This is a genomic window from Vibrio sp. 10N.239.312.D08 (assembly GCF_041466145.1).
Taxonomy (GTDB): domain Bacteria; phylum Pseudomonadota; class Gammaproteobacteria; order Enterobacterales; family Vibrionaceae; genus Vibrio; species Vibrio crassostreae_C.
The window spans coordinates 40,604-60,016 of sequence record NZ_JBFSSD010000034.1; the positions used below are offsets into that span (position 1 = coordinate 40,604).

The window sequence follows — 19,413 nt, forward strand, 5'->3', positions numbered from 1 at the left end:
ACGGTGCGGGTATCAGAGCTTCTTGATAAAGCGGCTTTCGACTTCCATCGTAAACTCTTCATTATCCGAGAGTATAAACTGAATTGTCGAAACTGGTGAGCTCAGTTTTTCTGGGTCGGCGCCCAAACTGATAGGTAGGTTCAAAACCTCGCCTGGATCGACAGTAATCGTCTGTTTACCATACCAGATAGAATCGGGCAGTCCGCTAACATCGAGTTTGTACTCTTGCTCTTGTTGAGTCTTGTTGATCACTTTCAAGGTGTAGGTGTTTTCAACCAACCCTTGGTTATTGACTCTAAACAGTTGGTTTCGGTCACGCAGAACACTTAGGCCGGCAGGATCAACGCTCGCGATTTGGGCGAAGAACAAGCCCAGCATCACGATCAAGATAGCGCCATAGCCCAACAGCTTGGGACGCATTACCTTGGTCGAGTGACCTTCAAGTCTGTGCTCGGTGGTGTAATTGATCAGGCCTTTCTCATAGCCCATACGCTCCATCGTGTTGTCACAGGCATCAATACACGCGCCGCAGTTAATACACTCGTATTGCAGGCCGTCACGGATATCGATACCCGTAGGGCACACTTGTACACACAGATTACAGTCAATACAGTCGCCTAGACTAAGCTCTTTTGGATCGGCTTTACGAGAGCGAGGGCCACGGCTTTCACCACGTTCTGTGTTGTAACCAACGATGAAGGTGTCTTTATCGAACATTGCCGACTGGAAACGCGCGTAAGGACACATGTGCAGACAAACAATTGAACGCATCCAACCCGCATTGGCATAAGTACATCCAGCAAAGAACAGTACCCAAAACACCGGCCAGAAAGACGAGTTAAAGGTAAAGAAGCCAACCACTAACTCTTTGATTGGGATGAAGTAACCAACAAAGGTTAAGCCCGTCGCAATGGCAATCGCCCACCACGCAATGTGTTTGAGGGTTTTTCTGAGGATTAAATTGCTCGTCAGTTTGCCCGAGTCTTGTTTTCTTCGCTTATTGGCAGCGCCTTCTAGCTTCTCTTCGAACCAGATATACATGAAGGTCCAGACGGTTTGTGGGCATAAATAGCCACACCAGACACGGCCTAAGAAGGTGGTTATGAAAAACAGGCCAAACGCGGCAATCATAAATAGGATCGCGAGTAGGGTCAGATCTTGCGGGTATAAGGTGGTGCCAAAGAAGTTGAACTGTTGGCTGCCGATATCGAGCAAGATCGCTTGACGTTCACCAAAGGGAATCCATGGGATAAGCGCAAAAAGTAAAAGTAAGAACCAACCGCCATAGCGACGCAGTTGTTGGAATTTACCTTTGCTTTCTCGAACATAGATTCGGTTACTTGGGTTAAATCGATCTCCATTACCTTTATGTGTTTTCGGGTTAAAGGTTTTAGGAGTCACATCTTTGATATCGATTTTATCCTGACTCATGGACTATCCTTTTTGTGGCTTGTTTGCCCGGTTAAGTCGGGCATGACGACATTACTTGAAAGTATGGTTTAGAGAACCTGTTGAAATTGAGCTTGGTGCATTTGTTGTTATCGCACTCACTCTTATTATTTTAGAAGATTCTTATGGATGGCGATTATAGCGACAATCTTGTTCTCATTTCTTTAACGCTATCAACCTTTAACAACAAAAGTCATAACAGTTGTGACGAAAAAATAGCGAACAGAAACAAAAAAGCGACCTGGTGGTCGCTTTTTAAAATTGAGTGTTTTATCTATACGGCAATTGAGCTCTAAACTAACGGGCGACTAAAGAAGGCCACGTGCTTTTAGAATTGCGGTTTTGAAATCATCTTCTTGGTCTTTTTTCAGGCCCGGGATCATCTCATCTTTTTCGCTGTTGCGCATTTTTAGGTGATAGATAAGAACATCGTCAGTCAGTTCTTCAAGCTTGCCTTGGTAGCCCGCTTCTTTTGATAGCTTAATGATGAACTCTAATAGGTTAAGCTCTTGATCTTTCTGCCACTCAGGCTCCATCAGTTCAAGCAGTTCTTCAATGCGGTGACACTTCATACTTTATTTCTCCACAAATTTTATAATGATTTGTGGCTAAGGTATCAAATCGGGTAGGGAATACCAATGTGTAAACACATTTCAAGATGGGAGCGGGCAAGAAAAAAGCGCAGTAAAAACTGCGCTTTTTGTTAAGCGGCTTTAATCACTTTCGTTGTAGTCGGTGCTAATAAAGCAGTCTTCTCAACTAGAGTCATTGTAGGAGCCAATTTCTTAGCCGTTGGAGCAGCAACAAAGCCACTACGACGACGCATCGCACTACGGTTGGTGTGCGAGAACCTGACAGCTGTTGGGCGCATTAATTTACCTAACGGTCAGGCATATCCATTGCCAATCTAATGGCCTGATTTACCATGAGCTCCACCTCAATTGCTTGAAGCGTCACTCGTCTGGCTTTCGCCAATCCGAAGAATAAATCAGGATAATGATATGCATGCATATCAAGGCTTAGATTATCACTATCTAAGTTATCGATCGACGCCTGAGTGATAAATAGACGATATTAGAGCTAAAATAGTGTGAGCAGTATATTTGAGTTTGAACCTCTTTCAGGCTTAAGATGATGCTTTAAAGGAGGTGCATATGTCGTTCTTAAAGAAAACGTTAGCAAGTTTTGGAATTGGATCTGCCAAGGTGGATTCTGTATTGCAACAGGAAGTGCTTTATCCAGGCAAGAAGGCGAGCATTATTGTGCATGTCTATGGTGGCGCTCAGCCACAAGAGATCGACAATATCGATCTCAACTTGTGCTGTCGTTACGTCAAAGAAATTACTATGAATTCGCAAAGGCAAGAGGGCGGTCAAACACGTCGAATGCACCAGACATACTCGTTGGCCAAATGGAGCCTGCCGTATGCCTTTGTTATTCAGCCGGGTGAAACCCGTGATTTTGAATGTGAGTTTGATGTCCCGCTGAACACACCTGTCACGATTGGTGATTCAAAGGTGTGGCTAGAAACCGGGCTCGATATTGCGATGGCGATTGATCCATCGGATAAGGATATTTTAACGGTTCGCCCAGATGCACTTCTTGATGGTATTTTTAATGAACTAGAAGCTCAAGGTTTACGCATTCGCCAAGTTGAGTGCGAAGCAGTAGAGGGCTTTGAACTGCCATTTGTTCAAGAGTTTGAGTTTGTCCCTACCACTGGTCCATATCATGGCCGCTGGCGTGAACTGGAAGTGGTTGCTCATCGTGATGAAACCGAGCTTAAGTTGTGGTTTGAGATAGACCGTAATCGCGATGGTGCAAAAGGCATGTTGGCGAGCTTGTTAGGCATTGGCCAACTGCAGCGTCAATTGAGTGTGCCATTGGATACGTCACCACAAGATGCGGGCAAGATGGTACTTGAGTATCTAGACAACGCATCTTAGTTAGCTCTTTGGTTCTGTAGCTTTAGAGACCTTAGCTTCATCACACCGTTTAGGCGTTATTAATGTCATAAAAGATGTCATAAAAATTTAAGCTTACACGTGTAAGCTTAATGTGCAATACTAGGCAAATCGAACATTTACTCTAGTAGGATAATCATGTCTGCATCATCGGCGAGCGAATACAGTGACATCGAAGAACGCGCCAATGCGATAACCCATGGCTTGGGTGTTGTGCTTGGCGTGGTTGGTTTAATCCTGCTGCTGATTCGTGCGTTTGACCATCAAGCCGACATACTGACTATTGCGAGTATGGCGGTATATGGCAGCAGTATTATCCTACTCTTTCTCGCTTCCACGCTTTATCACTCGATCACCACAGAAAAGACCAAGCGATTACTGAAAACTCTCGATCACTGTGCGATCTACTTATTGATCGCTGGCAGTTACACGCCATTTTTATTGGTGAGTTTAAGAACACCATTGGCGATGGGTTTGATGGCAGTGATTTGGGGTATCGCGCTAGTCGGAATCATTATGAAGATTGCCTTCGTCTACCGATTTAAGCGTTTGTCATTGGTGACTTACTTGGCGATGGGTTGGTTATCGCTGATTGTGGTTTATCAACTGGCGATGAATATCGAGATGGGTGGTTTGGTGCTACTAGCACTCGGTGGCGTGATTTACTCGTTGGGTGTGATTTTCTATGTGGCAAAACGCATCCCTTACAATCATGCCATCTGGCATTTGTTTGTGTTGGCGGGCTGCGCTTGCCATTTCTTCGCTATTTATTTGTACGTGACTCCGGTTTAGCGAGCCAGTACCTCAGTAATCTCAGCTTTAATCTGATATTCAGGGTGTTGTTCTAGGTCGAGCTTGATGAGCTTGCCTTCTTCACCCGTCTTTGGTCGTAGGTATGTGTCGGCCATTCGTTTGATTGATTTCCACACAGCAACTTCTTCTTCTGCCAACAACTCACCTTCTGCAGTAAATACGCTGATGTTAAGTGATACCAAAATGACCGCTTGAGTGCCTTGGTTAGTGATGGCTGTCGGAATGATAAGCTCACCATCTTCATAGCGACTTGCACCCAGTACAACATCCACTCCTGACTGAGACAGCTGTAAGCTTGGCTTTTTACTATTAACCACAATCGTAGTGCCACGCGTGTTCGTTGCGACAGGTACGGCTACGACAGGCACTGCAGTCTCTGATGTTGTCGTTGCTGCTTCCGTTTGCTTTGGTGCCACGTATTGCCAAGTAAAATCATCTTTGAGTAACACTTGCTTGCCATCAGGCAAGGTGACCATTTGATCAGCAAAGGCAGAACTTACGAATACTGAGTTTGCGAGCAATGCGCTAGCGAGAAGTACGTATGATTTCATCTGTGTTTCCTTGATTTTGTGCTTGGTTAACGTCGCCAAAAGGCTGGGAAAAATAGAACAATGAGCGTCAATATCTCGAGTCGCCCCATCAGCATTCCTAAGCTTAGCAACCATTTAGCGGCGTCGGGCAGTGGAGCAAAGTTCCCGGTTGGACCGATAACGCTGCCCATACCAGGACCAACGTTGGCAACGGCTGTGATAGCGCCAGATATACTGGTCACGGGATCAAGCCCCATCGCGCTCAAGCCACCTGCAATTAAGATAATCGTAATAAAGAACATCAAACCAAATGCGACTAGTGAACGCACAATATCGTCATTCACCGGTCGCTGATTGTAGCGTTGAACAAACACGCCCGACGGGTGAATCAGTTTCATCATCTGCTTATGAAGCATGGTCATCGCGATCTGGAAGCGGAAGATCTTGATACCACCAGAGGTTGAACCTGAGCACGCGCCCGCCATCATTAAAAAGGCAAACAGCGTGGTAGGCAAAGCGCCCCACGCGGTGAAATCTTCTAAGCCAAAACCGGTTGTGGTTACGACTGACACAATGTTAAACATCGAAACACGCATCGCATCCAATACCGTGTAGCCATCTCTGACCACCAGCCATGTGGATATCACAGCACTGGTGACTAAGAATAGGTAAGCGAAGCCTCTCACTTGGGCATCTTTGTAGAGGATAGAGAGCTTTCTACCGCGCAGCGCACTGACAAAGAGTAAAAACGGCAAGCCACCTAAGAACATGAATACAGTACCCACCCAGTGAGCGCTGTTCGAGAAGTGGTTCATAGAACCGTCTGAGGTTGAGTAACCGCCTGTAGATAGCGTGGTGAATGAGTGGTTGATGGCATCAAACACACTCATGCCCGCAAATAGGTAGCTCACCAAGCATAGGCCTGTTAATACCAAATAGACCGCCACGATGTTCTTGGCGACGGTTTTTGCTCTCGGGCTGCTTTTATCTGACCAATCGGAAGACTCAGTTTGGAACAAGCGCATACCACCGACGTTAAGCATTGGTAGAACCGCTACTGCCATTACGATGAACCCAACACCACCAAGCCACTGCAATATAGATCGCCATAATAGAATGCTTGGTGACATGCTGTCTAAGCCGCTTAATACGGTTGATCCTGTCGTGGTGATACCCGACATGGTTTCAAAATAGGCATCAGTGAAGCTGATGTGGTTGATGAAGACAAAGGGTAGTGCAGCGAAGGCGCTGGCAATAGTCCAGACCAGAGAGGTGATCAGGAACATGTCCCGCACCCCTAATCGAAACTTAGCGGAGCGGCCTAAGCTTAAGCAGATGAATGCCACAATGTGCGTGATCACTACCGATTGACCAAACTCGAGGAAGCCACCGGTGCCAGTAAAAAAGGCAACCAATGTAGGGATGTACATGAAAAGGGCGAGTTTTGATAACACTAACCCTATCACTAATAATATCGGACGAAAGTTGACCATAGCTTAATAGACCATAGCTTAAATAGATTACAGCTTTGTGCCGGAGCGTCGTTCTCACAAAAAGAAAGTTGCGAGAAGAAGCTTACGAGAACAAGGCTATAAGAAGAATGGGCTCGGTTGGAATAGAGACTCAACATCAGGTACGTATTTCTTGTCCACTAGGAACATCACAACGTGGTCATCTTGTTCAATTACGGTTCTATCGTGCGCAATAAGAACCTCTTCTCCGCGAACAATTGCACCAATAGTGGTGCCCGGTGGTAGCTTGATGTCGCCAATCGCTCGGCCAACCACTTTCGATGTGGTTTCGTCACCGTGAGCAATGGCTTCGATCGCCTCTGCAGCGCCGCGACGTAGAGAGGATACGTTAACAATATCAGCACGACGAACGTGAGTAAGCAGCGCAGAAATGGTCGCTTGCTGTGGAGAGATAGCAATATCAATCACGCCACCCTGAACAAGGTCTACGTAAGCACCACGCTGAATCAGTACCATTACCTTCTTGGCACCCATTCGCTTCGCCAGCATTGCTGACATGATGTTGGTTTCATCTTCATTGGTTAGGGCAATGAACACGTCCACCTGATCGATGTTCTCTTCGGTTAGCAGTTCTTGGTCGGCGGCATCACCACAGAATACGATGGTGTTTTCTAATTCTTCAGATAGCTTCTCAGCACGAGTGTAACTACGTTCGATAAGCTTGATGCTGTAGCTCTGCTCAAGGCGTTTCGCCAAGCTTGCACCAATGTTACCACCTCCGACAATCATGATGCGGCGGTATGGCTTCTCTAGGCGTTGCAGTTCACTCATTACTGAGCGGATATGGTTACTCGCGGCCACGAAGAAAACCTCATCGTCTGCTTCAATGATGGTAGTGCCTTGCGGGCGAATAGGGCGGCCTTGACGGAAAATAGCAGCAACACGAGTATCGATGTGCGGCATGTGCTCACGCAAAGCAGATAGGGCGTTACCGACCAGTGGACCACCGTAGTAGGCTTTTACTGCGACGAGGCTAACTTTCTGTTCAGCAAAGCTCACAACCTGCAATGCGCCTGGGTATTGAATCAGGCGCTCGATATAGCTGGTCACTAGCTCTTCGGGTGCGATCAGGTGATCGACTGGGATGGCACCTGATTTGAATAACGCTTCTTTCTCTTCTAGGTATTGAGGAGAGCGAATACGAGCAATTCGGTTTGGCGTATTGAAAAGAGAGAAAGCAACCTGACACGCAGCCATGTTGGTTTCATCCATGTTGGTTACGGCAACCAACATGTCGGCATCTTGCGCACCCGCTTCACGTAGTGTGTTTGGGTGGCTGGCATAACCGTTTACAACCCTAAGGTCGTACTTATCCTGAAGTTCACGAAGTCGGTCAGCATTACGGTCGACAATGGTGATGTCGTTGTTTTCACCAACCAGGTTTTCAGCAAGGGTACCGCCAACTTGTCCAGCACCTAGGATAATGATCTTCATAGCCTTTCTCTTTTCTTTACCGTGGTAATTCTAGTTATCTAACTTTATTTTGATAATGCACTAGAAAGAAACAGCGGCTAAGAAATAAATTCTTAGCCGCTGTTAGTTGTTATGCCTGTTTTACTAGAACTGCGTAGTAGAAGCCATCCATATCTTCTTCTCCAGGTAGTATTTGACGACCCGGATTTTCGATATCAGACCCAACCAACGTAGCGTTCTCAGTGCGTGCTAGGAATGCTTTCACTTGCAGCACGTTTTCTTGCGGCGTGATAGAACAAGTCGCATAAACCATGGTGCCGCCTTCTTTCAGCTGACGCCACATTGCATCCATAATCTCGCTTTGCAGTTCAGCCAGCGCATCAATGTCAGACGCACGACGTAGCCACTTGATGTCAGGGTGACGGCGAATGACGCCAGTCGCTGAACAAGGTGCATCAAGTAGGATACGGTCGAACTTATCACCCATCCACCACTCTTCTGGGTAGCGAGCATCACCACAAATTACGTCGGCACGCAGTTGTAGACGCTCAAGGTTATCGTAAACGCGGTCTAGACGTTTAATGTCGCAGTCAATCGCAACCACTTCAGTGTCTTGAGTGTGCTCAAGAATGTGTGCCGTTTTACCACCTGGCGCAGCACAACAATCTAAGATCAGCTCACCATCTTTTGGTGTTAGGTAGTCAACCGAAAGCTGAGCGGCAGCGTCTTGCACTGATACCCAACCTCTGTCGAAGCCAGGAAGCAAAGTAACATCACAAGGTGCAGCTAATTTTATGGCATCGGCTGCTTCTGGGTGCAATGTGTATTCAATGTTTTCGTTTTTAAGTAGTTCAACATACTCGTCACGAGTGTGGTGTTGGCGGTTAACGCGCAGCCACATTGGTGCCTTACTGTTGTTTGCTTCAACCAGTTGCTCCCATTGATCTGGGTAGCTCTCTTGAAGCATTTTTAGAATCCAGCTTGGGTGGCCGTATTTGCCTGCATTGTGACTAACGGCTTTCTCGTCCAGTTCTTCTTGGTCACGTAGGTAGCTACGTAGCACAGCGTTGATCAAACCACTCAGGCTTGGACCACGCAGTGTTTTAGTGCCCTCAACCGTTTCAGCAACCGCGGCATGCGAAGGGATACGCATGAAGCTTAGTTGGTAAATGCCCACCAAGATTAGGTGGTGGAATACACGCTTTTTACCTTTAAGCGGGTTTTCCATCAGTTCGTTAGCGATTGACTCTAAACGAGGCAGGTAACGAAGTGCGCCGTAGCAAATCTCTTGCAGTAGAGCATGGTCTCGTGGACGGATCGTTTTTTGAGCCGCAGGGAGAGCGTGTGACAGAGAGTGGCCTTTATCGACAACTTGGAATAGGACATTTGCAGCAGCAGCGCGAACATTCATGAGGGGTACCGAATATTTATTTGAATACATGAGGGCATCTCTGCCCTCGTAAAGGTTTTCTAAGCTGCGTAATTAGCAGCTTTAAAAGCGGATTAAGAAAGTTGTGTACCAACTTCAAACCAGCTTGCACGTGAGTTCAAGATATCCTGAACTGACATGGCTTTTTTACCTGGAACTTGCAGTTGTTCAAGAACAAGTACGCCTTGCCCTGTCGCAACATAGATACCAGTTTTATCCGCTTGCAGAATGGTACCTGCAGGCTTATCAGAAGTTTGCTCTGCCACACGGCTTTGCCATACTTTAATGCTGTTCTCAGCAGCTTCAAAGTGACTCATTGGCCATGGGTTGAAGGCACGAACGCAGCGCTCAATATGCGCAGCTTCATCACTCCAGTTGATACGCGCTTCTTCTTTGCTTAGCTTCTTCGCGTAGTTCGCAAGCTCATCGTCTTGCTTTTCTGCAACTGCTTTGCCAGAAGCGATGTCCGCTAGACATTCAACAAGCGCATCAGGGCCAAGGCCCGCTAATTTCTCGTACATAGATGCGCTAGTATCTGTCGCTTCGATAGGCAGCGTCGCGATACTTAGCATGTCGCCAGTATCTAGGCCGATATCCATCTGCATGATCGTCACGCCTGTCTCTTTATCACCTGCCCAAATAGAGCGTTGAATCGGAGCAGCACCACGCCAGCGCGGTAGGATAGAGCCATGTACGTTGATACAACCTAAGCGAGGTGTATCTAATACAACTTGCGGAAGCAATAAGCCGTAAGCGACAACAACCATGATGTCAGCGTTCAATTCAGCTAGCTCTTGCTTAGCCTCACCTGACTTGAAGTTTTCTGGTTGGTAAACCGGAATATTGTTTTCAAGTGCGATGTTTTTTACTGGGCTCGCAGTGAGTTTTTTACCGCGGCCTGCTGGGCGATCTGGCTGTGTGTAAACAGCAACAACTTCATGCTCCGAAGACAACAACGCCGCCAAGTGACGGGCGGCGAAATCCGGAGTACCTGCAAAGACAATTCTTAAAGACTGACTCAAGGTAGGCTTCCTTCTAATTTAGTAATAGCAGCGGTTATTAACCTTGTTTCTCGTTGAAACGTTTAATCTTCGCTAGCTTATCTTGGATACGTTTACGCTTTAGTGGCGATAGGTAATCAACAAACAACTTGCCTTCTAGGTGGTCAAGTTCGTGCTGAACACAGATAGCCAGAAGGTCGTCAGCGTCGAATGTGAATTCGTTGCCGTCACGGTCTAGTGCTTTAACCGTTACTTCTGCAGCGCGAGGTACTAGAGCTCGAGCGCCTGGTACAGATAGGCAGCCTTCTTCGATTCCATCTTCGCCGCGCTTCTCAGTAATTTCAGGGTTGATAAGCACCATTGGCTCATCACGTGTTTCTGAAATATCGATAACAACGATGCGTTGATGGAAATCTACTTGCGTTGCCGCAAGGCCGATACCTTCTTCGTCGTACATGGTTTCAATCATGTCATCAACGAACTTTTGAATCTCTGGGGTAACTTCTTTTACCGGTTTCGCCACGGTACGTAGACGATCATCTGGTAATGTTAATACTTGTAATACAGACATATACACTCGAAATATTGAACTGTGCCGAAACAGCTTAAACCTTGTTGGCTCAATTCTAGACATTTTAGAGGTCAAATGACAGCATCCTGAAGGTAATTCTCAAATCAGATGTCATATATTCAGACCAAGGAACCTAGGTCATGCGTCATTTTTCTCCCATTTTTTCTCTTGTTTGTGCCTCGCTTTCGTTCGCCGCTACGGCTGAAAATAGCGCTCAACCTTTAACCATTAAGCAGGGCGCACCTGAGGCGTATGTGGTGGTAAAGGGCGATACCTTATGGGATATATCTGCGATGTATCTTGATAGCCCGTGGTTGTGGCCAAGGTTATGGCAGGGAAACCCTGAGATAGAAAATCCTCACCTTATTTATCCCGGAGACAAACTGTCGTTGGTTTGGATTAATGGTGAACCTGTCTTGAGCCTCAAGCCTGTTATCAAACTCAGCCCTAAGATTCGTGTTTCTGAGAAGAAAGCAGTACCTACCGTCAACGAGGGACTGGTTCTACCTTATTTACAGTCTGATCGCTTGGTAGAGCAGCAAGATATCGAATCGGCACAACGAGTATTAGGAACCAGTGATGGTAAACGTTTCTTATCGGGTGCAGACCGGTTGTTTATCTCAGGTAACCAACAACATCAAAAGTGGGGTATCTACCGCGCAGTTGAAACCTACCAACGGCAGCAACCCCAAGCGAGTATTACCTCTTTGCGACTGGTCGCCACTGCGCGCTTAAAAGAGGTGGATGCTGAGTTCAGCAGCTTGCAGATAGACACTCAGCTGCAAGAGGTATTGCTGAACGACCTTGTGCTACCAGAACTTGGTGTTGATCAGGTGAAGCTCTCTACCACGTTTTATCCTGCACCTAGTGCGGCGGGTCAATTTGCTAATATCTTGGGCTCATTAGATGGCAGCCAATACAGCGCGAAGAATCAGGTGGTAGTGATCAACAAAGGTTCACAGGATAACCTTCGCCAAGGTTCTATGTTTACCCTCAGCGAAAGCGGTGCGGTGGTGTTTGGTAAGCAAGGTGAATACAGTTATAAAGAGTCTGCGGCGAGCGATAAGGTGCAATTGCCAAGTACCTCGCTGGGTAGCTTGATGGTCATTCGTCCTTATGAGTATTTTAGCCTCGCGTTGATCACTCAGAGCTCTAAGCCTGTTAGCAAGGGCATTCTGGCAGTATCGCCTTTGGATCTTGCTTTGACAGAAGAGGTTAAGGGCACCGAGTGAATGAGCAACAACTGAGTGCTTGGCTAACTCTAAGTTTTGTTCCTCAATTGGGTGGCAAACGCCTTTCTCGCCTGCTGAGTATCGATTCCCCTTCGAACATTGTTGGCTACTCAAGCCAGCAGCTGCAAGTGATGGGTTTATCAGGCAAACAAATTTCTTATCTAAGAGAGCAAGCCCCAAGAGAAGTGGAGGCTTGCTTATCATGGCAAGCAAAACAGCCTAACCATCACATCATTACCCCTAATTGCCCCCATTATCCCAAACTGCTTAATGAGATTGCCTCTGCGCCCAGTGTTCTTTTCGTTAAAGGTCACGTTGAAAAACTGATCGAGCCTCAAATCGCGATGGTCGGCAGCCGCAATGCCAGTATTGAAGGACTGCAGACCGCCAAGTCCTTCGCCAAAGAGTTTGTCCAAAACGGTTTAATTGTCACCAGTGGCTTAGCTTTAGGTATCGATGGCTATGCTCATGATGGTGCTCTAGATAAAAGAGGGGAAACTTTTGCAGTGTTGGGGTCTGGCTTGGACTCCATTTATCCTGCCCGCCACCGAAATCTAGCTGAGAGGATCTGTGAGAACGGAGCGCTGATTTCAGAGTTTCGACCGAGTGCTAAACCGAGACCTGAACATTTCCCCCGTCGTAACCGTATTATAAGTGGCTTGTCGTTAGGAACCTTGGTGGTGGAAGCGGCTGAGAAGAGTGGCTCTTTAATTACCGCTCGCTATGCCATGGAGCAAGGTCGAGAAGTGTTTGCGCTGCCCGGTTCTATTCATAGCCCAACCAGTCGCGGAGGTAACAGTCTCATCAAAGCTGGAGCATGTTTAGTGCAAAATGCTCAAGATGTTCTGATTGAAATAAAGAGTCTGTTAAACTGGTCTATAGATCAGCAGCCGAGCTTATTCGAACCTACGCCGAATGAGGGTGAAAATGAACAATTGCCATTTCCACAGCTGTTAGCTAACGTAGGATTAGAGGCGACACCCGTTGATATTTTGGCACAGAGAACCCATATACCTGTGCATGAAGTCATGATGCAGCTTTTAGAGCTTGAGCTCTCAGGGCATGTTGTTGCAGTTTCCGGTGGCTATATTCGAAAGGGGAGAGGCTAAGCTATGATGATGGACATACTGATGTACTTGTTTGAAACCTACATCCATAGCGATTCTGAATTGCAGGTGGATCAAGACGAACTTGAAGATGAACTTCTTCGAGCGGGGTTTCACCAAGATGATATTTATAAGGCTCTCCATTGGTTAGAAGACCTTGCTGCACTGCAAGATACTGAGAATCAAGCGGCGATTACTATGTGCTCTAATACCTCGATGCGTGTTTACACAAGTAAAGAGATATCACGTATTAATATGGAGTGTCGTGGTTTCTTGTTGTTCCTTGAGCAGATCAACGTCCTCACGACAGAGATTCGTGAAATGGTGATTGATCGTGTCATGGGGTTAGAGACCAATGAATTTGAGTTGGATGATCTGAAGTGGATTATCTTAATGGTACTGTTCAATGTACCGGGTAATGAAAGTGCTTACACGCAAATGGAAGAGCTGTTGTACACCAAAGAGCAAGGTATCTTGCATTAATACAGGCTTATCATGAGTAGTAAGATTGATAATCAGCTTTTTTCAGCACATGAACATGCGTTAGAGCATGAACCATGTCCACAGTGTGGTGGGGAGCTTCAGCTTCGCCATGGTAAGCACGGCCCATTTTTAGGCTGTAAGCAGTATCCGAGCTGTGATTACATCAAGCCTCTTCATCAAAATGATGGTCATGTGGTGAAAGAGCTGGGCGTTCCGTGTCCTAAATGCCAAAACGAATTGGTATTAAGGCAAGGTCGCTTTGGGATGTTCATTGGCTGTAGCAGTTATCCAGAGTGTAATCACATCGAATCTTTGGACCAACCGAAAGAACAACCTGAAGAGCAGCCACTTGTTGCCTGCCCTGAGTGTGGTCGAGGCCACTTGGTTGAGCGTAAATCTCGCTATGGCAAAACCTTCTATGCGTGTGATAACTACCCTAAGTGTAAGTTCGCCGTTAATCAGCCACCTGTTATAGGTCGTTGTGAACAGTGCCAGTTCCCGTTGTTACTTGAGAAGAAAACAGCCAGTGGTACCAAGAAGCAATGCGCTGATCGCAAGTGTCACCACATTCAATCTCAATAACTCGATATTATAGACACAAAAAAACGGCGCTCACTGAGCGCCGTTTTTGTATCCAATAAACTTTTTATATCAATAAGCCAATGTAGGCTTACTTCATCTGCTCAGCAAACTCATGCACAGCAGGGTAGGCTTGCTTATCAAGAATCTCAGCCAATGAGCACAAAGCTCTTTGTAATTCTGCGTTGTAGTCAGCGCTCACGTTAATGTGACCCATCTTGCGACCTGCACGCTTTTCTTTGCCATACCAATGAACATGACAACCACCTTGAGCAAGAATAGCCTCAGGAAGAGTATCTTCGCCAAGAATGTTGATCATTGCGGTTGGACGAATCAGTTTAGTGCTACCTAGTGGCATGCCACACACTGCACGTAGGTGGTTTTCAAACTGACAAGTCTCTGCGCCTTGTTGCGTCCAGTGGCCCGAGTTATGAACACGTGGTGCAATCTCATTAACAAGCAGTGAACCTTGAACATCAAAGAACTCAAGTGCTAGCACGCCAACGTAATCTAAACGCTCAGCAATGGCAGTGAACATGGCTTTAGCTTGCTCTTGCAGTTCAATGTCATCAATCGCTGTCGATAAGCTCAACACGCCGTCGGTGTGAACATTCTCAGCCAGTGGATACACTTGAACCTCGCCATTGGTATCACGAGCACCAACCAGTGATACTTCGCGGTCAAACGGAACAAACTCTTCAGCCACAATCGCTTGGTTGTCGGTCGCGGTAATGCACTCAGCCATTTCTGCCCAAGTCGCGTCAACATTGTCTAATGTCTTTAAGCGCCATTGGCCCTTGCCGTCGTAGCCGCCAAGTGTGCTCTTCAACACCATTGGTAAGCCAACGTGAGCAATTGCAGCGTCAAAGTCTTCGCGAGAGTTAACCACGTAGTACTTAGCATTCTTCACGTTCGCTTCGTCTAACAGGGCTTTTTCAAGACGACGGTCACCGCCAGCTTTGATTGCTTCTGTTGTCGGTAAGAACTTACCGCTGCGCTCACACACCTCAAGTACATCGTGAGGAATATGTTCGAATTCAGCAGTAATGACGTCCGCACGCTCAATCGCATTTTCTAAGCCGTTACCTAGAATCGCTTGCGTTAATGGGTGAACAATATTTTTGCTGCCAACATCAAAAGCAGAAATTTCAATATTCAGCGGTGCCCCAGCTAGGGACATCATGCGAGCAAGTTGGCCCGCGCCTAACACAAGAACATGCATGGAAATTAATCCTCTGCAGGGTTTGGATTAGCCAAAACCGTTTCTGTTTGCTCAGAACGGAATGCTTCTACTTTTGCCATTACTTCTTCATTGTGTGTACCAATGATTTGAGCGGCTAGGATACCGGCATTGGCAGCGCCAGCTTCACCGATAGCCAAAGTACCTACCGCGATACCTTTTGGCATCTGCACGATAGAAAGCAGAGAGTCCATGCCTTTCAGTGCTTTAGACTGAACTGGAACACCCAGAACTGGTACGCTTGTGAAAGCAGCAGCCATGCCCGGAAGGTGCGCTGCACCGCCAGCACCAGCAATAATTACTTTAATACCGCGCTCTTTCGCACTGGTTGCGTAGTCTGCAAGCAACTGAGGTGTGCGGTGAGCAGAAACCACTTTTGTTTCGTACGCCACGCCAAACTGATCCAACATTTCTGCAGCTAGCTTCATTGTTGGCCAATCAGATTTAGAACCCATGATAATACCGACAGTCATCTCAAACTCCTTCAGGTACGATTTAATTAGTGATTAGATATTTTGCGCGCATTATACGGGTAAAATTGCCTAAGGAAAACGTTTGCGTCAGTCTAGGTTGTTAATTGATACATTTTATAAACAAATAGCTTTAGTCACAGTGAATGATAATTTGTACACTTAGTGAGTTAGATAACTGAATTAATGAGGCAACCCGTGGATAACTTTCAACATACTTTGCAGGCATTACAACAAGGTGAAGTCATTGCTTACCCGACTGAAGGCGTTTTTGGGGTCGGTTGTGATCCCGATAATCCACAAGCCATCAAGAAATTACTCGACTTAAAACAACGACCGATCGAGAAAGGGTTGATCTTAATTGCTGCAAGTTACGAGCAACTGTTACCTTACATTGATGAAAGCCAGTTGACGGAAGAACAGTTGGTAACAGTGAAAGCGACATGGCCAGGTCCGGTCACTTGGATTATGCCAACCAGCAGCAAAGTTACTGACTGGGTAAGTGGTCAATTTGATTCCATCGCGGTACGAGTGACTGATCACCCTTTGGTTCAAAGAATGTGTAATGAGTTTGGTAAGCCGTTAACCTCTACCAGTGCTAACCTGACCGGCGAGCCGCCTTGTATGACGACTGAAGAAGTTAAGCAGCAACTTGGCCAACATTTGGTGGCTATTTTAGAAGGTCAAACGGGTGGTCGTGAGAAGCCAAGCGAAATTAGAGATGCAAAAACGTCGAAAATATTAAGACAGGGCTAAACCCTGCAAAGGAAGTAAGATGTCAGCAATTGATAAAGAAGCAGTAAAACAGTTTTTACTGAGTCTACAAGATTCGATTTGCCAGCAGCTTGAGCAAGCTGATGGTACTGCACTGTTTGAAGAAGATGCATGGCAGCGTGAGCCTGGCGAGCGCCTTGGTGGCGGTGGTCGAACTCGTGTGATGACCAACGGTGCGGTATTTGAGCAAGGTGGGGTTAACTTCTCTCACGTAGCGGGTAAGGCTATGCCTGCCTCAGCTACAGCTCATCGACCTGAATTAGCCGGACGTAAGTTTGAGGCGATGGGGGTTTCATTAGTTATCCACCCTAAAAACCCATATATCCCAACCTCACACGCGAACGTTCGATTCTTCATTGCGGAAAAAGAAGGGGAAGACCCGATTTGGTGGTTTGGTGGTGGTTTTGACTTAACGCCATTTTATCCTGTCGATGAAGATTGCCAATCTTGGCACCAAACAGCCAAAGATCTTTGTGCGCCATTTGGAGATTATGTTTATCAAGAGCACAAAGAGTGGTGTGATAAGTACTTCTATCTTCCTCACCGAGACGAAACACGTGGTGTTGGTGGGTTGTTCTTTGATGATCTTAACGAGTGGGGCTTTGAAAAGAGCTTTGCTTATATGCAGGCGGTCGGTGAAGGTTTTGCAGCCGCATACTTACCAATTGTAGAACGACGCAAACAGACGCCTTATGGTGAGCGCGAGCGTGATTTCCAACTTTATCGTCGTGGTCGCTATGTTGAATTTAACTTAGTCTATGACCGTGGCACTCTATTTGGTTTACAAAGCGGCGGTCGTACAGAGTCTATATTAATGTCGATGCCGCCATTGGCTCGCTGGGAATACCGCTACGAACCACAAGCGGGTTCACCGGAAGCTCTGCTTTATAGCGACTACCTAAAGCCTCGAGTTTGGTAGTTCTTCCTTCCTTATAGGGATAGTGATAGGGTCATCTATATAGATGACCCTTTTTTATTTCTGTTAGGTAAGGATATGACACAGCAAGTAGATCGTTATGCCGTTTTCGGTAACCCTATTGGGCAAAGCAAATCGCCATTCATTCACACATTATTTGCTCGCCAAACCAGCCAACAACTTACCTATACAGCATTACAGCCAGAGCATGGTGAATTTATCACTGCGGCCAAAACATTTTTCAGTGAAGGTGGTCGAGGATGTAACGTCACAGCACCTTTTAAAGAAGATGCGTATCAGTTTGCCAATCGCCTAACTGAGAGAGCTGAACTAGCTGGTGCCGTAAATACCCTTAAGAAGTTAGATGATGGAGAGATCATTGGTGATAACACCGATGGTGAGGGCTTAGTTCAAGACCTGCTTCAACATCAAGTCACGCTAAAAGGAGCACGTGTTCTTCTTCTTGGCGCTGGTGGTGCTGCGAGAGGAGTGATTCAACCTCTTCTCGACCAAAAGCCACAACAGCTGGTGGTCGCTAATCGAACCAGCTCCAAGGCTGAACTTCTGGCTGAGATGTTTTCGTCGCATGGCAACATCAAGGGGATGGGGCTAAGTGATGTTAATGAAGGCTTTGATGTCATTATTAACTCTACCTCATCTGGTCTAAGCGGGCAGCTTCCTGAAGTGTCTGAGGTGATTTTCAATTCTACTAGCGCCGTTTATGACATGGTTTATGGATCTGGAACGACGGTATTCAATCAATGGGCATTAGATAATGGTGTTCATGCTGCTTATGATGGTTTGGGTATGCTAGTGGGGCAGGCAGCAGAAAGCTTTATGCTTTGGCGTGGTCTTCGTCCGGGAACAAAACAGATTTTAAGAGAATTACGTAAAAATCTAGAGATGTAATGGGGTGTTTATAAAAAATGAATCAATCAATTCTATTTCCTGATATCCAAGATTGGGATGAAGAGAGCCGAACAATCACGTTCCCAGCACAACAGTCGGGCGCATTGATTGAATGTGTCATGTCTATTGAGGAATTATCACGATTGGCAGGTAAAGATATAGAAGAAGGCGATCAAGCTTTAGTTATCTTTTCAGAGTTACGTTTCGATATTGAAGAGCTAGCGGAAGAGTTAATAGAAGAAGAGGAGTATGACTCCTCTAATCGGATTCAGATCAAAGCGCTTTAGACTGAAATTACAGAGTCTAGATAGTCATTTTTATTCTGAACGTAGTTGTCTGCAGACTTCTGTAGAAAGGCACGCTCTTTATCATTTAATGGACGAGCTTGTTTTACTGGGCTTCCTACATAGAGGTAACCGCTTTCAAGTACCTTGTTTGGTGGCACTAAGCTACCAGCACCAATCATCACTTCTTTTTGGATAATCACGCCATCCAACACGATCGCTCCCATACCAACAAGTACACGATCCTCAATAGTGCAGCCATGCAGCATTACTTTATGCCCGATAGTGACATCATTACCTATTAAGAGAGGATAACCGTCAGGGTTTTCAGCATTCTTATGGGTGACGTGCAAGACACTACCATCTTGGATATTCGTTCTCTCTCCAATATGAATGTGGTTCACATCCCCTCGAGCTGCAACCAAAGGCCACACGCTAGAGTCGTTACCGATTTTGATATCACCAACCAGTACTGAACTGGTATCTATATAGACACCTTGCCCAATCTGAGGGGATATTCCTTTATAACTGCGTATTGAACTCATAAATCCTCCTTTATATAGGCACCTTAAGCCCTTAATTAAGAGGAATACTAGTGAAAATGGGGTGTTTTGAACAAAAAACGCTCGAACAATCAAAAAAGTAAGAAAAACTTCAAAAAGAGCTTGCCAGTGTGATCGAAATCTCTATAATGCCACCTCGCTGACACGGGATGGCT

The 19,413-nt window shown here is 46.2% G+C and carries 22 protein-coding genes; 10 read left to right on the top strand and 12 right to left on the bottom strand.

The features are described from left to right. Nucleotides 1–12 precede the first annotated feature (12 nt). The 3 genes from ccoG to AB6D58_RS17135 form a co-directional block, all read right to left on the bottom strand. Entirely contained in the window at nt 13–1,431 is a 1,419-nt protein-coding gene (gene ccoG, locus AB6D58_RS17125; protein ID WP_017063014.1) for a cytochrome c oxidase accessory protein CcoG, read from the bottom strand. 326 nt (nt 1,432–1,757) lie between these two features. Next, nucleotides 1,758–2,021: a YihD family protein gene (locus AB6D58_RS17130; protein ID WP_009848104.1), complete on the bottom strand. Its 264-nt coding sequence runs from the start codon at nt 2,019–2,021 to the stop codon at nt 1,758–1,760. Between the two features lie 131 nt (nt 2,022–2,152). Further along, nucleotides 2,153–2,320, bottom strand: a complete 168-nt coding sequence (locus tag AB6D58_RS17135; protein WP_004739323.1) for a hypothetical protein — start codon at nt 2,318–2,320, stop codon at nt 2,153–2,155. Between the two features lie 283 nt (nt 2,321–2,603). Here AB6D58_RS17135 and AB6D58_RS17140 point away from each other — a divergent pair, with 283 nt between their 5' ends. Then, nucleotides 2,604–3,395 (top strand): sporulation protein, encoded by a 792-nt coding sequence (locus AB6D58_RS17140; RefSeq protein WP_017058778.1) that lies wholly within the window; start codon nt 2,604–2,606, stop codon nt 3,393–3,395. Between the two features lie 156 nt (nt 3,396–3,551). Continuing rightward, a complete protein-coding gene (locus AB6D58_RS17145; protein ID WP_017063010.1) occupies nt 3,552–4,205 on the top strand; it encodes a hemolysin III family protein in 654 nt (217 codons plus the stop codon). On the opposite strand, the gene AB6D58_RS17150 is transcribed toward AB6D58_RS17145, so the two are convergent. The 6 genes from AB6D58_RS17150 to def form a co-directional block, all read right to left on the bottom strand. Then, nucleotides 4,202–4,777 (bottom strand): DUF3157 family protein, encoded by a 576-nt coding sequence (locus tag AB6D58_RS17150; RefSeq protein WP_017065828.1) that lies wholly within the window; start codon nt 4,775–4,777, stop codon nt 4,202–4,204. The genes AB6D58_RS17145 and AB6D58_RS17150 overlap by 4 nt on opposite strands. A gap of 26 nt (nt 4,778–4,803) precedes the next feature. Further along, the gene (locus AB6D58_RS17155) at nt 4,804–6,249 is read right to left on the bottom strand and encodes a TrkH family potassium uptake protein (protein ID WP_372130348.1); all 1,446 of its coding nucleotides are present in this window, start codon (nt 6,247–6,249) and stop codon (nt 4,804–4,806) included. Between the two features lie 96 nt (nt 6,250–6,345). Continuing rightward, a complete protein-coding gene (gene trkA / locus AB6D58_RS17160) occupies nt 6,346–7,722 on the bottom strand; it encodes a Trk system potassium transporter TrkA (protein ID WP_004735766.1) in 1,377 nt (458 codons plus the stop codon). A gap of 109 nt (nt 7,723–7,831) precedes the next feature. Continuing rightward, nucleotides 7,832–9,112, bottom strand: a complete 1,281-nt coding sequence (rsmB, locus tag AB6D58_RS17165; RefSeq protein WP_017058774.1) for a 16S rRNA (cytosine(967)-C(5))-methyltransferase RsmB — start codon at nt 9,110–9,112, stop codon at nt 7,832–7,834. A gap of 92 nt (nt 9,113–9,204) precedes the next feature. Next, nucleotides 9,205–10,152 (bottom strand): methionyl-tRNA formyltransferase, encoded by a 948-nt coding sequence (gene fmt / locus AB6D58_RS17170; RefSeq protein ID WP_372149408.1) that lies wholly within the window; start codon nt 10,150–10,152, stop codon nt 9,205–9,207. Nucleotides 10,153–10,189: 37 nt separating this feature from the next. Further along, nucleotides 10,190–10,702, bottom strand: a complete 513-nt coding sequence (def, locus tag AB6D58_RS17175; protein WP_017058772.1) for a peptide deformylase — start codon at nt 10,700–10,702, stop codon at nt 10,190–10,192. Nucleotides 10,703–10,842: 140 nt separating this feature from the next. Here def and AB6D58_RS17180 point away from each other — a divergent pair, with 140 nt between their 5' ends. Genes AB6D58_RS17180 through AB6D58_RS17195 form a run of 4 tightly spaced genes read left to right on the top strand, consistent with a single transcriptional unit; the run spans nt 10,843 to nt 14,105 of the window. Further along, a complete protein-coding gene (locus AB6D58_RS17180; protein ID WP_372157866.1) occupies nt 10,843–11,934 on the top strand; it encodes a LysM peptidoglycan-binding domain-containing protein in 1,092 nt (363 codons plus the stop codon). Next, on the top strand, nt 11,931–13,043 hold the full coding sequence (dprA, locus tag AB6D58_RS17185; RefSeq protein ID WP_017071760.1) for a DNA-processing protein DprA: 1,113 nt from the start codon (nt 11,931–11,933) through the stop codon (nt 13,041–13,043). Before AB6D58_RS17180 ends, dprA begins: the two co-directional genes overlap by 4 nt. Before the next feature lie 3 nt (nt 13,044–13,046). Beyond that, a complete protein-coding gene (locus tag AB6D58_RS17190) occupies nt 13,047–13,523 on the top strand; it encodes a DUF494 family protein (protein ID WP_372149407.1) in 477 nt (158 codons plus the stop codon). 12 nt (nt 13,524–13,535) lie between these two features. Continuing rightward, on the top strand, nt 13,536–14,105 hold the full coding sequence (locus tag AB6D58_RS17195) for a type I DNA topoisomerase (protein ID WP_017063003.1): 570 nt from the start codon (nt 13,536–13,538) through the stop codon (nt 14,103–14,105). A gap of 88 nt (nt 14,106–14,193) precedes the next feature. On the opposite strand, the gene AB6D58_RS17200 is transcribed toward AB6D58_RS17195, so the two are convergent. Next, nucleotides 14,194–15,324, bottom strand: a complete 1,131-nt coding sequence (locus AB6D58_RS17200; protein ID WP_102321074.1) for a 5-(carboxyamino)imidazole ribonucleotide synthase — start codon at nt 15,322–15,324, stop codon at nt 14,194–14,196. A 5-nt stretch (nt 15,325–15,329) separates the two neighbouring features. Further along, entirely contained in the window at nt 15,330–15,815 is a 486-nt protein-coding gene (purE, locus tag AB6D58_RS17205) for a 5-(carboxyamino)imidazole ribonucleotide mutase (protein ID WP_004735777.1), read from the bottom strand. 195 nt (nt 15,816–16,010) lie between these two features. On the opposite strand from purE, the gene AB6D58_RS17210 reads away from it, so the two are divergent. The 4 genes from AB6D58_RS17210 to AB6D58_RS17225 all read left to right on the top strand — a co-directional run bounded on the left by AB6D58_RS17210 (nt 16,011) and on the right by AB6D58_RS17225 (nt 18,698). Continuing rightward, nucleotides 16,011–16,568, top strand: a complete 558-nt coding sequence (locus AB6D58_RS17210; protein WP_065584144.1) for an L-threonylcarbamoyladenylate synthase — start codon at nt 16,011–16,013, stop codon at nt 16,566–16,568. 19 nt (nt 16,569–16,587) lie between these two features. After that, complete coding sequence (gene hemF / locus AB6D58_RS17215) at nt 16,588–17,505, top strand: oxygen-dependent coproporphyrinogen oxidase (RefSeq protein WP_065584143.1); 918 nt, start codon at nt 16,588–16,590, stop codon at nt 17,503–17,505. A 75-nt stretch (nt 17,506–17,580) separates the two neighbouring features. Continuing rightward, entirely contained in the window at nt 17,581–18,411 is an 831-nt protein-coding gene (aroE, locus tag AB6D58_RS17220) for a shikimate dehydrogenase (protein ID WP_050633580.1), read from the top strand. A gap of 17 nt (nt 18,412–18,428) precedes the next feature. Further along, a complete protein-coding gene (locus AB6D58_RS17225; protein ID WP_017058764.1) occupies nt 18,429–18,698 on the top strand; it encodes a DUF1488 domain-containing protein in 270 nt (89 codons plus the stop codon). Here the strand turns inward: AB6D58_RS17225 and AB6D58_RS17230 are convergent. Further along, the gene (locus AB6D58_RS17230) at nt 18,695–19,240 is read right to left on the bottom strand and encodes a gamma carbonic anhydrase family protein (RefSeq protein ID WP_017058763.1); all 546 of its coding nucleotides are present in this window, start codon (nt 19,238–19,240) and stop codon (nt 18,695–18,697) included. The genes AB6D58_RS17225 and AB6D58_RS17230 overlap by 4 nt on opposite strands. Nucleotides 19,241–19,413: the final 173 nt, after the last annotated feature.